At 66.0% G+C, this 15,800-nt stretch carries 14 protein-coding genes; 10 read left to right on the forward strand and 4 right to left on the reverse strand.

The features are described from left to right. Positions 1–52 precede the first annotated feature (52 nt). Together A9513_RS34275 and A9513_RS34280 are read left to right on the forward strand one after the other, a co-directional pair. The gene (locus tag A9513_RS34275) at positions 53–1,306 is read left to right on the forward strand and encodes a DUF1329 domain-containing protein (RefSeq protein WP_083196274.1); all 1,254 of its coding nucleotides are present in this window, start codon (positions 53–55) and stop codon (positions 1,304–1,306) included. A gap of 196 nt (positions 1,307–1,502) precedes the next feature. After that, on the forward strand, positions 1,503–4,031 hold the full coding sequence (locus tag A9513_RS34280; protein ID WP_024762708.1) for a LuxR C-terminal-related transcriptional regulator: 2,529 nt from the start codon (positions 1,503–1,505) through the stop codon (positions 4,029–4,031). 4 nt (positions 4,032–4,035) lie between these two features. Here the strand turns inward: A9513_RS34280 and A9513_RS34285 are convergent, their stop codons facing one another. Further along, positions 4,036–4,845: a SirB1 family protein gene (locus A9513_RS34285; protein WP_065086657.1), complete on the reverse strand. Its 810-nt coding sequence runs from the start codon at positions 4,843–4,845 to the stop codon at positions 4,036–4,038. A gap of 155 nt (positions 4,846–5,000) precedes the next feature. Here A9513_RS34285 and A9513_RS34290 point away from each other — a divergent pair, with 155 nt between their 5' ends. Continuing rightward, complete coding sequence (locus tag A9513_RS34290) at positions 5,001–6,035, forward strand: Glu/Leu/Phe/Val dehydrogenase dimerization domain-containing protein (protein ID WP_024762710.1); 1,035 nt, start codon at positions 5,001–5,003, stop codon at positions 6,033–6,035. An 18-nt stretch (positions 6,036–6,053) separates the two neighbouring features. On the opposite strand, the gene A9513_RS34295 is transcribed toward A9513_RS34290, so the two are convergent. Both A9513_RS34295 and A9513_RS34300 read right to left on the reverse strand, forming a co-directional pair. Continuing rightward, on the reverse strand, positions 6,054–6,320 hold the full coding sequence (locus A9513_RS34295; RefSeq protein WP_024762711.1) for a YebG family protein: 267 nt from the start codon (positions 6,318–6,320) through the stop codon (positions 6,054–6,056). 270 nt (positions 6,321–6,590) lie between these two features. Further along, on the reverse strand, positions 6,591–6,872 hold the full coding sequence (locus tag A9513_RS34300; RefSeq protein ID WP_024762712.1) for a DUF3509 domain-containing protein: 282 nt from the start codon (positions 6,870–6,872) through the stop codon (positions 6,591–6,593). Positions 6,873–7,041: 169 nt separating this feature from the next. Here A9513_RS34300 and A9513_RS34305 point away from each other — a divergent pair, with 169 nt between their 5' ends. From A9513_RS34305 to A9513_RS34335, 7 genes are all read left to right on the forward strand, one after another. Beyond that, positions 7,042–7,524, forward strand: a complete 483-nt coding sequence (locus A9513_RS34305) for a phosphate-starvation-inducible protein PsiE (RefSeq protein ID WP_024762713.1) — start codon at positions 7,042–7,044, stop codon at positions 7,522–7,524. Between the two features lie 84 nt (positions 7,525–7,608). Continuing rightward, complete coding sequence (locus tag A9513_RS34310; RefSeq protein WP_065086658.1) at positions 7,609–8,580, forward strand: HlyD family secretion protein; 972 nt, start codon at positions 7,609–7,611, stop codon at positions 8,578–8,580. After that, positions 8,562–9,734 (forward strand): ABC transporter permease, encoded by a 1,173-nt coding sequence (locus A9513_RS34315; protein ID WP_065086659.1) that lies wholly within the window; start codon positions 8,562–8,564, stop codon positions 9,732–9,734. Before A9513_RS34310 ends, A9513_RS34315 begins: the two co-directional genes overlap by 19 nt. Before the next feature lie 9 nt (positions 9,735–9,743). Further along, positions 9,744–10,877 carry an ABC transporter permease gene (locus A9513_RS34320; protein ID WP_065086660.1) on the forward strand — a complete coding sequence of 378 codons (1,134 nt, stop codon included), beginning with the start codon at positions 9,744–9,746 and terminating at the stop codon, positions 10,875–10,877. Between the two features lie 140 nt (positions 10,878–11,017). Continuing rightward, complete coding sequence (locus A9513_RS34325; protein WP_065086661.1) at positions 11,018–11,380, forward strand: YceK/YidQ family lipoprotein; 363 nt, start codon at positions 11,018–11,020, stop codon at positions 11,378–11,380. Positions 11,381–11,422: 42 nt separating this feature from the next. Next, on the forward strand, positions 11,423–12,208 hold the full coding sequence (locus tag A9513_RS34330; RefSeq protein ID WP_065086662.1) for a 3-hydroxybutyrate dehydrogenase: 786 nt from the start codon (positions 11,423–11,425) through the stop codon (positions 12,206–12,208). Between the two features lie 384 nt (positions 12,209–12,592). Further along, a complete protein-coding gene (locus A9513_RS34335) occupies positions 12,593–13,306 on the forward strand; it encodes a FecR domain-containing protein (protein WP_065086663.1) in 714 nt (237 codons plus the stop codon). Positions 13,307–13,376: 70 nt separating this feature from the next. On the opposite strand, the gene A9513_RS34340 is transcribed toward A9513_RS34335, so the two are convergent. Continuing rightward, positions 13,377–15,407, reverse strand: coding sequence for a DEAD/DEAH box helicase (locus A9513_RS34340; protein WP_141678576.1), 2,031 nt, complete (start codon positions 15,405–15,407; stop codon positions 13,377–13,379). Positions 15,408–15,800 lie beyond the last annotated feature (393 nt).

The raw sequence follows: 15,800 nt of genomic DNA on the forward strand, positions 1-15,800 counted from the left end.
ATCCGTTGAAGCATGAATYKWAGTGGCCAAGCTGGGTACGACCCTGACGCCCATGGGCTCGCAGAAGGAAGGCAACGCCGACGGCAGCATCCCGGCCTGGACCGGCGGCATCTCCCGCACCGCCGGCAAACTCGACGGCAAGGGCTTCCTTTCCAACCCCTTCGCCGACGAGAAGCCGCTGTTCACCATCACCGCGCAGAACGCCGATCAGTACAAGGACAAGCTCTCCGCCGGCCAGTTGGCGATGTTCAAGCGCTACCCGGATACCTACAAGATCCCGGTGTACAAGACCCACCGCACCTTCGCGCTGCCCGACGACATCTACGCCGCCATCAAACGCAGCGCCGAGTTCGTCCAGCCGATCAACGATGGCAACGGCCTGGAGAACTTCGAGAAGAGCCGCTACTACGCCTTCCCGTTGCCGCAGAACGGCGTGCAAGCGCTGTGGAACCATCTGACCCGTTACCACGGCGGTAACATTTCCCGCACGGTAGTACAGGTGGTGCCGCAGACCAACGGCAGCTACACGCCGATCCGCTTCGAAGAATCGATCGCGGTGCCGCAGAGCATGACTGACCAGGACGCCGGCAAGACCGGCAACATCCTCACCTACTTCAAGCAGCAGGTAACGGCGCCGGCACGCCTGGCCGGTAACGTCCTGCTGGTGCACGAGACCCTGGACCAGGTGAAGGAACCTCGCCTGGCGTGGATCTACAACGCCGGCCAGCGCCGTGTTCGCCGTGCACCGCAGGTGGCCTACGACGGTCCGGGTACCGCCTCCGATGGCATGCGCACCTCGGACAACTACGACATGTTCTCCGGCGCGCCGGATCGTTACGACTGGAAACTGGTCGGCAAGCGCGAGATGTACATCCCGTACAACAGCTACCGTCTGAACTCGCCGGACCTCAAGTACGACGACATCGTCAAGCCGGGTCACATCAACCAGGACCTGACCCGTTACGAACTGCACCGCGTGTGGGAAGTGGTCGGCACCCTGAAGTCCGGCGAGCGCAACATCTACGGCCAGCGGCATTTCTACCTCGACGAGGACAGCTGGCAGATCGCCGTGTCCGAGCTGTATGACGGCCGCGGCCAGCTATGGCGCGTCGGTGAAGGCCACGAGATGACCTTCTACACCGAACTCGCCACCGGCTACGCCGCTGAGTCGCTCTACGACATCCTCGCCGGCCGCTACGTGACCTTCGGCCTGAACAACGAAGAGAAGCGCGGCTATCAGTTCGGCCAGAAGGCCAGCATGGCCGACTTCACCCCCGCAGCGCTGCGTAACGCCGGCGTTCGCTGATCCCGCAGTCCGCTCCTTGGCCCCGGCATTCCAGGTGGATGCCGGGTTTCTTTTTTTGCGCTGCGGCCCAGCGGCGCGCCCTCTACTTCGGGCCTGGGCGCAGTCTGCGCTATACCGTCCCATGAGTCTGGCTGATGGTCCTTTGCCCGCTCTGCCCACGGGCATAGTCTGGCCTGCAAATGGCCGGAAGAAGCCCATGTCGACAATCGCCCAGCACAGCGCGGCGCTGCCTCGCCTGCCCCGCCAGCACCTGCCCCGCGAACGGCTGCACGCCAGCCTGAGTGCCACCGAGTGCCGCTTGCGCCTGCTGGTGGCGCCGCCCGGTTGCGGCAAGACGGTGCTGATGAGCGAATGCGCGCGCCTGGTACCGACCGGAACTCGCGTGGTCTGGCTGGGGCTGGGAGGGAGGGCGTTGCAGCCGGAGCAGTTCTGCGAGCGCCTGGGCGAGGCACTGGGCGTGCCCTGGGCCGGCGAGGCGGCACTGGCGAGCTGGCTGGAGAACGCCAGCGAGCCGGTCTGGCTGATGCTCGATGACTATCCCCGCGCGCCCGATCCCGCTCTCGACGACTGCTTCGACCGCCTGCTTGCCGTCGCTTCTCCGCTGATCGGCTGGTGGCTGGCCAGCCGTCGTCGCCCGGCCTGCAACCTGACCCGCCTGCTGCTCGAAGGCGAGCTGCTGGAGCTGGGTGCCAGCAGCCTGGCCCTGACCCAGGGCGAGCTGGACGCCTACCTGCAGACCGCCGGCCTGGAGTGGCCCCAGGCCCAGCGCCAGGCGCTGCAGGACGCGACCCATGGCTGGTTCGCCGGCGTGCGCCTTCGCCTGCTCAGCCTGGGCAATGAGCCCATCGCGCCCTGCGCTACACTGGTCGCCGAGACCGGCAACGGCCTGCTGCAGGATTACCTGCAACGCGAAGTCCTGGCGAGCCTGCCGGCGGAGCTGGCGGAGACGCTTTGCGGCCTCGCGCAGATTGCCCGCTTCAACCGCGAGCTCTGCGATTACCTGTTCGATGAGCCCGGTCTTGGCCTGGACGGCTTGCAAGCCTGGGGAGTGCTGATCGAAGCGGTGGACAACACCCAGCACTGGTTCCAGGTGGCACCCATGCTCGCGACGGCGCTGGCCAGCCTGTCACGCTGGCCGGCGGCGACCCTGCATCGGCGCGCCTGCCAGTGGTTCACCCAGTGCGGTGAGATCCACTCGGCTTTCGAGCATTCTCTGTACGCCGAGCAGCCGGATGTTTCTGCCAGCCTGCTGCAACGCCTGACCGAAGAGCAGCTCTTGCACGGTCGCAATGTCGAGCGTGTGCTGCAACTGCGCGAATCGCTGCCCGAGGAGTTGCTGTGCAGCACTCCGCGCCTGCTCATCCTCAACGCCTGGACCTTGTTGTTCGTCGGTCGCCTGGATGACGTGGAAGCGCTGCTGGCCGGCTTCGATCGTTTCCTGCCGATGCCCGGCGAGCACCGCCAGCGTGCGCTGATCGCTCAGTGGCAAGGGCTCAACGGCATGCTTACCCATGCCCGTGGCCTGCGTGGCTCCCGCGAGCAACTGCGCGAGGCATTGGCGTACCTGCCGGAGGAGGCCTGGGCGCAGACCCTGATCTGCCTGTCCGCGCTGACCCAGCAGGCCCAGGCCGAAGGGCGCCTGGCCGAGGCACGGCTGATCAACCGCGAGGCGCTGCGGCGAGCGCGCCTGCAAGGCAGCACCACATTCGAAGCGCTGCTGGAACTGGATCGTGCCCAGTGGCTGGAGCAACGCGGCGAACTGCAGCGGGCCGATGCGCTGCTGGCGCGGGTGCAGGAATACCTTGATGAGATGCGCATCACCTGCAATGCCATGGCCGGCCGTGTTGCTCTGCGCCGCGGCTGGCTGTGCCTTCGCCAGGGGCGTGACGACGAGGCCCGCGAACTGTTCATTGCCGGGTTGAACGAAACCCGCCGCAGCCACGACCCGAGCTCGATCTATGGCTTCACCGGTATGGCCTGGCTGGATGCGCTGGACGGCGACACCGACGGCGCCTTCAGTCGCCTGCTCGAGGTCGAGCGGCTGATGCAGCTGCAGCATGTCCCGGAACCCATCTACCGTGGGCCGCTGCTGCTCGCCAGCGGCGCGTTGAACCTGCGGCAGAACCGGGCGGGGCCGGCGCGGGAGGTCCTGCAACGCGTGGCCGCGCGCTACCGTAGCGACTCTCTCTGCCCGCCAGCGGCGGCGCCGGACCAGATCCTGCGGGTCGAACACCATCTGGCGCTGGCCGAGCTCTACGACGGCGACGTGGATGCCGCGCAGCAGAGGCTGCTGGCAATGTTGCCTGACCTGCTGCGTCAGGGACGCAACACCCTGGCCTGCGACGTCTGGCTGGCGCTGGCCGAAGCACATTTCATCGCCGGTAGCCTGGACGAGGCGCGCAGCGCGCTGGACGAGGGCGTTGCTCTGGCCCAGCGTTTCGGCCTGGTCTCCACCCTGCGCGACACCCAGCGCAGGCAGCCGGGCCTGTTCGGTCTGCGCCCGCATGCCGGCGAGATGGCCCCGCACAACCTGCTGAGCCTGCGTGAGCTGTCGGTGCTGGAATTGATCGCCCGAGGGTGTTCGAACCTGGAAATCGGCGAGCGACTGTACATCTCCCTGCACACGGTGAAGACCCATGCGCGCCGGATCAACGGCAAGCTCGGCGTGGAGCGACGCACCCAGGCGGTGGCGCGGGCGAAGGAATTGGGGTTGCTGAAGGTCTGAGGCGTCAGTGCAGTGCCTTGGGCGGCACGCTGATGTCGGCCAGGCGCTGGGCCAGGCGCATCTGCTCGGCGGCGTCGTCGCTGAGCAGCATGGCCCGTTCGAGGTCGTAGCGTTCCGCCTGCGGGCAGTCCAGCACGTGGTAGAGGTCGGCGCGCGCGAGGTGGTCGCTGGCGCTGGGCGGCCCCAGTTCCAGCACGCGCTGGGCATCTTTCAATGCCGCCAGCGGTTCCCCGGCGGCGAGGTGCAGTTGACGCAGATTGCGTGACAGGCGCTGGAGCATGTCGGTGGCGCTGGCCGTCCGCAGGTGCTCGGCGGACAGCTCGACGTTGGTTCCCATCTGGCGCGCCAGCAGGTCGCGGCAGTCGCGGGTATAAAGACGGCGGCCGGTGGTCGGGTCGAGCAGGTGGTCGGCACCGGGCACCCGCAGGAGGAAGCGGCCAGGGAAATTCACGCCGACCAGGGTGATGCCGTTGCGGCGCGCCATCTCCAGGGCGATCAGCGCCAATGACAGCGGTTGGCCGTGGCGGCGTTGCAAGACCTGTGGGAGCAGGGCGGCGCGCGGGTGCAAGGGGTACTCGTCATCCTCGGCAAAGCCCAGTTCGCTCAACCGGCGCAGCAGGAACTGCGCGCGCTCCGCATCGCCGGTACCCTGCGGCAGCGCCACTGCGACCTGGTGCGCGAGCGAGTCGAAGAGCCGCAGCGCATGCTCCGGCGGCAGGTGCGGCTCGTGCTCGGTGGCGATCCACAGAGCGGCTTCGAACAGGGCGGGCGGGTCCTGGGCAAGGCAGGCAAGGCAGGCTTGACGCGGGTCCATGGCGTTCTCCGGCTGACTTTGCGGTTGTAACCGGAGCAATGGGCACTCGTCCAGTGGTGCGGTCGTCGCCCGTGAAGGTGATGTGACAGGCGCTGCCTATACTCAGGAGGGTCCTTCGACGGACCGTTGTCCACCCACAGCAAGGGAGCGCCGCCATGTTCGACATGATGGAAGCCACCCGGCTCGAGTCGCTGCATCTCTTCCAGGACCCGGCCACGGGACTCAAGGCCATCATCGCCATCCACAACTCCCGGCTCGGGCCGGCCCTGGGGGGCTGTCGCTACCTGCCCTATCCGAGTCAGGATGCCGCACTGCGCGACGCCGCACGCCTGGCCCAGGGCATGAGCTACAAGGCGGCGCTGGCCGGCCTGCGCCAGGGGGGCGGCAAGGCGGTGATACTGCGCGCGCCTCACGTCAACAACCGTGGCGAACTCTTCGAGGCTTTCGGCCGCATGATCGACACCCTCGGCGGCGCCTACATCACGGCGGTGGACAGTGGCACCTCCAGCGCCGATATGGACTGCATTGCCCAGTTCACCCGTCATGTCACCAGCACCACCAGCGGTGGCGATCCTTCCCCGCATACCGCACTGGGCGTTTTCGCCGGCATTCGTGCCAGCGCCCAGGCGCGCCTGGGCAGTGATGATCTCGATGGGCTGCGTGTAGCGATTCAGGGGCTGGGGAACGTGGGCTATGCGCTGGCCGAACATCTGTCGGCCGCAGGGGCGGAACTGCTGGTCAGCGACATCGACGCAGGCAAGGTCCAATTGGCCGTGCAACAACTGGGCGCACGGCCGGTGCCCAACGAAGCGCTGCTCACCACGCCATGCGACATCCTTGCGCCCTGTGGGTTGGGCGGTGTGCTGACGTCGCAGGTGGTCGGCCACCTGCGCTGCGCTGCCGTCGCCGGGGCGGCCAATAATCAGCTGGCGCACCCTGAGGTGTCGGATGAACTGGAGGGCAGGGGCATCCTCTACGCGCCGGACTACGTGATCAACTCCGGTGGCTTGATCTACGTGGCCCTGCAGCACCAGGGCGAGTCACTGCCGACCATTACCGCGCACCTGTCTCGTATCGCCGAGCGCCTGACCGAAGTCTATGCCCACGCACAGGCCGATCATCTGTCGCCGGCCCGGGTAGCCGACAAGCTGGCTGAGCGGATTCTCTACGGGGAATATTCGGGGCACTGAGCTTCGTGCCGCCGTACGTCACTCCTCGGCGGCGCCCTCGCTGAAGATGTCGTTGAGCGCATCGGGCTGGTTCTTGAAGGCCCGGGCGAAGGCGTCGCGATTCTTGGCCATGAAGATGCCGATCTCCTCGAGCTGATCTTCCTTGAGCGAAGGCACCGCCTTCTCCAGTACCTCGGCCAGCGTTTCCGCCAGTTCCAGCATCTTGTCGTGCCGGTCGGCTTCTGCCTTATCCATGAACAGGCGCTCCGGATCGCGGCTGCTGCGGTACACCACTTCGACGGCCATTCATCACCTCTGTGCCTTCTCTTTGATTGGGGGGAGCAAATTTACTGGTTGTTTATACAGTAAATTGATTGCGCAATGCTACTGCTGGTGTGCGAATCGTTGTCAGCAGCGTAGACGCAGGAAGGGGAGGTGCCTGTATCTGGCCACCATCGGTGGGCGGCCCAAAGCGGTGCGCACGCCCTGTGGGCGCGCGCCAGCGAGCCAGGTGACTGGCGCAATGAATCGTCAGTCAGATGGCTCTGAGGGAAGCAATTCTTGCAGAGGGGAACGTCAGGACGCGATCGGCAGGCCTTTATCGCCGCGCGTCATGGCTGCCAGCAGCTGCGGCGCTGTGCCGCCTTGCTCGATGGCGATGCCGAACCGGATGCTCTGGATAAAGCGCTGGAGTTGCTCCGGGTCCTGCAGCTGGGGATTGCGGATCAGGCGGCGCGCGGTCACACCCTCTTCGGTGGAGAGGGTAAGGACGATGCTGCCGTCGGGCCGTTCAACGCTGAAGTTGACGCGGTATTGGTCCTGAAAGGCGTCGGTCAGCGTCTGAAAGGGACTATCCATCACTCGTTCCTGCCTGTTGTGGGGCGTGCCTCTGGATGGACCGGGGCGCAGCCGAAAAAGTTCGCAGTCATATTCGCGCAGTCGATCTGTGCCATGACTGTGCAAGATCAATGGCGTAGCACTTGCAGGCTTCACGCCAACCAAGCCTTGTATTGCGGAGAACCGACGAATGAAACAGAACTGGGCCGAGCGCCTGAGCGAACGGATGCACGGCTGTGCCGAATCCCTGGGCAATCTGCTGGTGGAGGGCTTCCACTACCTGGCGCTGTTCGCCATCGGGGGCACGGTGTTCTGGTCGGCGGCGGTGGCCTTCGGCGAGATGGTCGGCAAGGGCCATGCGAGCATCGACGACATCCTGCTGCTGTTCATCTACCTCGAACTGGGTGCGATGGTCGGCATCTACTTCAAGACCAACCACATGCCGGTGCGCTTCCTGATCTACGTGGCGATGACCGCGCTGACCCGCCTGATGATCGCCGACATCCAGCACAACCACGTGCCCGACGACGGCATCATCCTGGTTTCGGTGGCATTGTTGCTGCTGGCGCTGGCGATCCTCGTGGTGCGTTACGCCTCCTCGCGCTTTCCCTCGCCGAGTTCCTCGCAACGGGGGGGCGGTGAGCGCGATCTGATCAGCGACGACGAGCGCTGATCGCCCGCCGGCTTGATCCAGAGCCGCCGCTCGGGCGGCGGATGCACTACCATCGGTGCATCCGCCGCCTGAGAAGACCACTCCATGAAGGGATGGAAGCTGTTCGCACCCCTGCTGATCCTGGTGATCATCGCCATCACCCTTTACCTGCGCCTGCACACCCAGCCGCTGTTGCTGCAGGGTGAAGCGGACGCCACCAACGTCATTGTCGCCTCCAAGGCCAAGGGTCGGGTCGAAGTGCTGCATGTGCGGCGTGGCGACGACGTGAAGCAGGGCCAGGTGCTGATTTCCCTCAGCAGTCCGGAGCTAGAGGCCCAGCTGGATTCCCTGCGCGCTGCACGTAACCAGGTGCAGGCCAATCTCGACGAATCTCTCCATGGCACCCGCGAGGAAACCCTGCGCGCCCTGCAGGCCAGCCTGTCCCAGGCCCAGGCCGAGCTGCGCAATGCCGAGCTGGAGTACCAGCGCAATGAGGAACTGGCCGGGCGCGGCTTCGTTTCCCAGGCGCAGATGGACCTTTCCCGCCGCGGCCGCGACGTGGCGCGCAACCGCGTCGCCGAGGCCCAGGCCAATCTCGACCAGGGCAACCAGGGCGACCGCGAGGAGCGCCGGCAGGCGCTGGAAGCTGCCGTGCGCCGGGCCGACGCGCAAATCCTCGAGCTGCAGGCCCAGACCGACGACCTCAACGTGGTGGCACCGGTCGACGGCGAGGTCGGGCCGATCCCGGCGGAGCAGGGCGAACTGGTCAATGCCTACAGCCCGTTGCTCACGCTGGTGCGCCTGTCCGACAGTTATTTCGTCTTCAACCTGCGGGAAGACATCCTCGCGGATGTGAAGAAAGGCGATGAAGTGGCCATCCAGGTTCCGGCATTGAAGGGCGCCGAGGTGAAGGCCAAGGTCAGCTATATCGCACCTTTGGGCGACTTCGCGACCAAGCGTGCCACCCGTGCCACCGGTGACTTCGACCTGAAGACCTTCGAGGTCCGCCTTTATCCGGAGCAACCGGTGCCAGGCCTGCGACCCGGGATGAGCGCGCTGTGGCAGTGGAAGCAGTAAGAAGCAACCTGCGGCGCTTCGCCCAGGCCTTCGGTAGCGAGACGCGGGTCGCCCTGCGCAGCTGGACCATCCACTGGCTCGGCTGGCTCTGGCCGTTGCTGCTGTTCGTGGTGATCAGCGGCGTGTACCAGGCGGGCACGTTGCTGGACATGCCGGTGGCGGTGGTCGATGCCGACCACAGCAGCCTGTCGCGACGCATCGTTCGTGAGCTGGATGCCGGCTCCCACGCCAAGGTCGAGGTGCTCGGCGGCGGCCTGCAGGAAGGCCTGCGCCGCCTGCGCATGGCCGACGACTATGCGCTGCTGTATATCCCCCGCGACTTCGAGGCGGATGCGCTGTCGGGTCGCCAGCCGGTTGCCGAGCTCTACTACAACTCGCTGTTCTATTCCGCCGGCTTCTACTCGACCCAGGATTTCAGCGGCCTGATGAGCTCGGTCAACGCCGAGTTGCACCCACGCCTGGCCGTGGGCATGGATCGCAGCATGCCGGCGCTGGCCAGTATCAGCGTGTCCTATGAAAGCCTGTTCAATGCCAGCGGCAACTACATCTACTTCCAGCAGTTCGCCGCCATCGTGCATCTGCTGCAGCTGTTCGTGATCGTTGCCACGGTGCATGTGCTGGCCCGGGAGGCACCGGAGCTGCGCGCGTCCTCGCCACACATCCTGCGGGCCAAGGCCCTTGGGGCGCGTCTACTGGGCAAGATGGCGCCCTACACGTTGCTGTTCAGTACGTTGCTGATGGTCGAGCTGTTCCTGCTGGTGGAGATCAATGGCGCGCGGATCAATGGCAATCCGTGGTGGATGCTGGCGATCACCGTCTGCTATGTGGCAGCGGCGCAGAGCGTGGGGCTGATGCTGTTCATCTTTACTGCCAACCGCTTCAGCGCCTATTCGCTGATCGGCCTGCTGATCGGTGTGGCGCAGACCTATTCCGGCGTGTTGCTGCCGGAGCTGGCGATGCCGCAGATCGCCCGCATCATCTCCGAGGCCGAGCCGCTGACCCATACCCTGCACGGCCTGTTCGACCAGTTCCTGCGCAGGGCGCCGGCCGAGTCCGGGCTCTATACCTGCTGCAAGCTGCTGCTCTACCCGCTGATCGCCTACATGATCGCCAAGATGCGCCTGCGCCGGCGCCTCGACCTGAGCCCGGCGTAAGGTACCGCCATGCAGAACTTCTGGACCGTCTTCCGCCAGTCCCTGGGCAACATGCTCGGCAAGCCGCTGTGGCTGTTGATGGTGTTGTCGGTGACGCTGACCACCCTGCCATACGCCCATCGCACCATGGACGACCTGCCGGTGGCGGTGATCGACATGGATCGCAGCTCGGTGTCCCGCGAGCTGATCCGCCAGCTCGACGCCGCGCCGAAGATCGCCGTGCGTGCCTACGACCAATTGCCTGAAGCCCAACGCGATCTCGCCTGGCGCGAGCTGTTCGGGATCGTGGTGATTCCCGTGGACTTCGAGAAGCGCGTGCTGCGTGGCGAGGCGGTCACCGTGCCGATCTTCGGCGATGCCACCAACCGCATGGCCAACGGGCAGATCCAGCAGGATATCAGTGCCACCTACACCGAACTGTCGCTGCGCTACAACCGCGAACGGCTGATGCGCGGGGGCTTCTCCGAGCAGCAGTCGAACGTCCTGCTGCAACCGGCCATCGGCCAGCTCACCGACCTGTTCAACCCTGGCACCAGCTTCGCGGCCATTGTGCTGCCGGGGCTGGTGACGCTGATCCTGCAGCACAGCCTGTTGCTTTCCTGCACGCGGGTGAATCTCAACCTGCGCGGCGGCACGCCGCGTTCGCTGCGCCAGCCGGCGTCCACGCGCTTTGGCCGGTACGCCGCCCAGCTGTCGATCTGGACGGTGCTGGCGATGCTCTTCTATGTGATCTGGCCGTGGATGATGGGTTACCGGCAGACCGCGTCGTTCTTCATGCTGATGGGGCTGGTGTTGCCGTTCCTGCTGGCGGTGATCGCCATGAGCGAATTCATCGCCGAGGTGCTGCCCTCGGAAGAGGCGGTCTACCTGACCATGACCTTCATCACCCTGCCACTGTTCTACATGGCCGGCTTCACCTGGCCGCCCCAGGCCATGCCGCAGTGGGTGCAACTGCTGGCCGACGCGATACCGTCCACCTGGGCGATTCGCGCGGTGGTGGAAATGAACCAGATGAACCTGCCGCTCTCTGCCGTTGCCGACAGGATTCTCATCCTGTTCGCCATGGCGGCGGCCTACGGTTTACTGGGTACTCTGGTCTACCAGTACCGCAACTGGCGCTGGGACCAGCTCAAGGGCTGGTAGGCGGCCACTTTCGTTATCGAGAGGGAGTTTCGATATGGCGATGTCTCGTTCCTGGCCTTGCCTTGCACCCTGTATCGACAGAAGCGCGACGGCAGCATCGAGCTTCGGTAAGACTGCGCCGGACCCAGGGAGATGAACGAATGCTGACTCGTCTGTTCACAACGCTGATCCTCACTACTGCCATTGCCGGGTGCGGCTCGGTCAGGACGCTGGACAGCGATGCCCATGAGAGCGTGAAAGAGCTGAAACTGGGCAGGACCTATTGCACCGAGATTCCTCGTATCTACAGCGGCGTTGCCTATAACTTCTGCGCGCTGCATGGTGATCCGGGAGGCAGCTACCAGCGCAGTGCAGGCCTTTCCCCGCCGTTGCCGGACGCTCCGCTGGGGCTTTACTGGCCCTTGTTCGACGGCGTGCTCAGTGCCGCTACCGATACCCTGGCACTGCCGTATACGGTCTATCGCCAACAGCGCGACGGCAATATCGAGCTGACGCGCGACTGATCCGTCTAGAGTGAGAGTTCCTACCTCTGCGGGAGCTCTGTGATGAATGCATTGAACGGCAAGGTTGCAGTGGTCACCGGCGCGGCCAGTGGCATCGGCAGGCAGATTGCGCTGACGCTGGCACAGGCGGGCGCGGCCGTGGCCATTGCCGACCTGCAGCAGGGCGCCGCCCAGCGTGTGGTGGATGAGATCGGGGCATCCGGCGGAAAGGCCCTGGCGGTGGTCATGGACGTCACCGACGAGCAGGCCGTGGACAGCGGCATCGATCAGGTGGCCGCCACTTTCGGCGGCATCGATATCCTGGTCTCCAACGCCGGCATCCAGATCGTCAACCCGATCCAGGACTTTGCCTTCACTGACTGGAAGAAGATGCTCGCCATCCACCTGGACGGCGCCTTCCTCACCACCCGCGCCGTGCTGCGCCATATGTACCCGGCCAAGCGCGGCGGCGTGGTGATCTACATGGGCTCGGTGCATTCCCATGAAGCTTCGCCGCTGAAATCCGCCTACGTCACCGCCAAGCACGGCCTGCTCGGGCTGGCCCGTACCCTGGCCAAGGAGGGCGGGCCCCAGGGAGTGCGCTCCCATGTGGTCTGCCCCGGCTTCGTGCGCACGCCGCTGGTGGAGAAGCAGATTCCCGAGCAGGCGAAGGAACTGGGCATCAGCGAGGAAGCTGTGGTCAAGCAGGTGATGCTCGGCGGCACCGTGGATGGCGAGTTCACCACCGTGGAGGATGTGGCGCAGACGGTACTGTTCCTGGCCAGCTTCCCCTCGGCGGCGCTCACCGGGCAGTCGGTGCTGGTCAGCCATGGCTGGGGGATGCGCTGAAGCGCAGGTGTAGCGCCAGAAAAAAGCCCCGGCTCAATCGATAGGCGAGCCAGGGCTTGGGGACAACATCTGCGCCGGCAAGCGCTCCGGTTCTGCTGGAATTTCTGCCTGTTCCGGGGTCGGGGCTGGTTGATTCGGCGCAGCAGTAGATTCCCCTGGATCGGGGCCGAGCGATGTAGTGGGTTTACCGTTCGGCCTGTCAGGCAATTCTCCATCGGCTGGCACGTCCGATTTGCCGTCGGGCGATTGCCGCTGGCTCGTCGTCCCCGGTGACGACAAATGGCACTTCCGTCCCTGCCGATGATCGTCACGACACACATGGTGCTTGCCGTGGCGGGGCCGCCATGGCGCATCGTTTTCAAACAATAATATTTCGTATTTAAGATGAAAAGCCTGCTGCTGCTCGCCGGTACCGCGGCGGTGGTGGGCAGTGGCAGCCTGGGCCTGCGCGACTCGCCCTGGCTGGTGCAGCAGCGCACCTCGGTGGGCGAGCGCCGGCGCATCGCCCTGCCGGATGGTGGCTGGCTGCAACTCAACACCGACAGCGCCGTGGATATAGCCTACGACGCCCACACTCGACGCGTGCGTCTGTACGCTGGCGAGATGCTGGTACAGACCGCTCCGGACAGCGCCGGCCGTTCCTTCTGGGTCGATACGCCGCTGGGGCGTCTGCAGGCGCTGGGCACGCGATTCGCCGTGCGCCTGGACGGCAGCGATGCGCGGCTTTCGGTGCAGGAAGGCGCGGTAGCGGTCATGCCGGCGCTGCGCCATGAGTCGGCCGGTGTCATCGAGGCCGGCCGCCAGGCCCGTTTCGACCGCAAGGGGCTGTACGGTGAAACGACGCTGGAGGCCGATTCGCTGGCGTGGAGCGAGGGTTACCTGGTGGCGCGGCAATGGACGCTCGGCCGCCTGTGTGCCGAACTGGCGCGCTATCGCCCCGGCGTGCTGCGCTGCGATCCGGCGGTCGCCAACCTGGCCATTTCTGGCGTGTTCCCCCTGGACCAGCCCGAGCAGGCCATTGCCGCGCTGCAACGCAGCCTGCCAGTGCGCGCGCAGTACCGTACGCGCTGGTGGGTGACGCTGGTGCCGTTGGCCTGAGGCCAATGTCCAAGGCTCCCGAGGCGTTTTCCGCAGGAGCCTGTTCGTTTGCGCAACGCTCCGCTGGCAATCACACCGCCTTGGGCAGCGGTGCGAAAAGTGCGTCGATATCCGCGTCGTCCAGTTGCCAGTCGGCGCCGGTACCTTCGAGGATGCCGGCGGCCAGCGCGGCCTTGTCGCGCTGCAGCCGCTGGATCTTCTCTTCCACCGTGCCGCGGGCGATCAGCTTGTAGACGAATACCGGCTTGTCCTGACCGATGCGGTAGGCACGGTCGCTGGCCTGGTTTTCCGCGGCCGGGTTCCACCAGGGGTCGTAGTGGATCACGGTATCGGCGGCGGTAAGGTTCAGGCCCACACCACCGGCCTTCAGGCTGATCAGGAACAGCGGCACGCGACCTTCCTGGAAATCCTTCACCGGCGCGCGGCGGTCGCGGGTGTCGCCGGTGAGCAGGGCGTATTCCAGGTTGCGTTCGGCCAGCGCCTCGCCGATCAACGCGAGCATCGAGGTGAACTGCGAGAACACCAGTACGCGGCGGCCTTCGGCGAGCAGCTCCTCGAGCATGTCCAGCAGGTAGACCAGCTTGCCCGAGGTCACCGCGCGGGCGGATTTGCCGGTGGGCGGCGGCGCTTCCTTGTTCACCAGGCGGATGTCGCAGCAGACCTGGCGCAGCTTGAGCAGCGCCTCGAGGATGATGATGCGGCTGCGCGCCAGGCCTCGGCGAGCGATCTCGTCGCGGACCTTGCGGTCCAGCGCCAGGCGCACGGTTTCGTAGAGGTCGCGTTGCGCCTCGCTGAGTTCGATGTGCTGGATGAACTCGCTCTTGGGCGGCAGCTCCGAGGCGACCTGTTCCTTGGTGCGGCGCAGCAGGAACGGGCGGATGCGCGCGGCCAGGTGCGCCAGGCGGCCCTGGTCGCCGTGGCGCTCGATGGGCGTGCGATAGTCCACGGCGAACTGCCGGGCGTCGCCCAGCCAGCCCGGCAGCAGGAAGTGGAACAGCGACCACAGCTCGCCCAGGTGATTCTCCAGCGGCGTGCCTGTCAGGCACAGGCGATTGCGCGCGCGCAGGTGGCGCGCGGCCTGGGCCGCCTTGGTGGTGGCGTTCTTGATGTTCTGCGCCTCGTCGAGGATCAGCAGGTGATACTCGTGCTGCCCGAGCTTCTCGGCATCGCGCGGCAGCAGGGCATAGGTGGTGAGGATCAGGTCGTGCTCGGCGATCTTCGCGAACGCCTTGCGCCGGCCGGCACCATGCAGCGCGAGCACGCGCAGCTCCGGCGTGAAGCGCTCGGCTTCGTCCAGCCAGTTGGGGATCAGGCTGGTGGGCATGATCACCAGCGCCGGGCTGGTCAGGCGCCCGGCCTGCTTTTCCAGCAGCACGTGGGCGAGGGACTGCAGCGTCTTGCCCAGGCCCATGTCGTCGGCGAGGATGCCGCTGGCGCCGACTTCGCGCAGCGTCTGCATCCAGCTCAGGCCCTCGTGCTGGTAGGCGCGCAGCTCGGCGTTGAGGCCGGTGGGGATCTGCGCCGGTTGCGCGCGGTAGTCGCGCAGGCGATGGGCGATCTCACGTAATTGCTCGCCGCCCTGCCAGGTCAGCGGCAGTTCTTCCAGTTCGGTCAGGCGCGCGGCATCCGGCGCGCCCATGCGCAGGCGGCGTACCGGCAACTGTTCGCCGAGGTAGAACTCGGACAGCGTGCCGAGCATCGGCTTGAGCTTGCCGAAGGGCAGCGAGACGCGCAGCGGTCGGTCGGAAGCGGTCTGCCAGGTGTGGATCGGGTTGCGCCCGGCATCCAGGCGCAGCACCAGTTGTTCATCGTCGGCATGGCGGGCGAGGGCGACCGGGTCGAGCAGCGCCGGCATGCGCCGGATCAGTTCGATCAGCGCCGGCAGCAGGCTGATGCGCCGGCCTTCCACCTCGATGCCCAGTTCCAGGTCGAACCACTGGCGGTCGTCGGTTTCCTCGATCTCGGCGTACCAGTTCTCCACCGGTGTCAGGTCGAAGACGAACTCCGGGCGGATGTCGATTTCCCAGCCCTGCTCGCGCAGGCGGGGCAGGCCCTCGCGCATGAATTCCTGCCAGGCGCTGTCGTCGGGCAGTTCGAACATTTCCCCGGCGCTGTCTTCCAGGGCATCGCTGCGGCGCATCGCCGGCTTGAAGCCGAGTTCGCGCAGGTCCAGGCGCCAGGCATGCTCCAGTTCCAGTTCGCGGCTGACACGGACGATCTGGTCATCGCGGAATACCCGGATCTCGCGGCCCGAGCGCGGAGTGACGCTGCCCGAGACCGGCATGTCGCCATACAGGAAGGCCAGCGCCGCGCGGTGCCGGGAGATGTTCTGCATGCGCCCGCTGCGCAGGTCGAAGCCGCTGTGCACGTGGCTGCCCAGGGTCAGCCGTGGCCGGGGCGCGAGTTCGTCGCGCTCCACGGCAGGCAGTGGAGATTCGGCGGGTGGCTTCATCCGAGTGTCCTTCCGGCAGTCCAGCCGAGTACGCAAACGCCC

It is taken from the genome of Pseudomonas sp. AU12215 (assembly GCF_001675465.2).
GTDB lineage: Bacteria > Pseudomonadota > Gammaproteobacteria > Pseudomonadales > Pseudomonadaceae > Pseudomonas > Pseudomonas nitroreducens.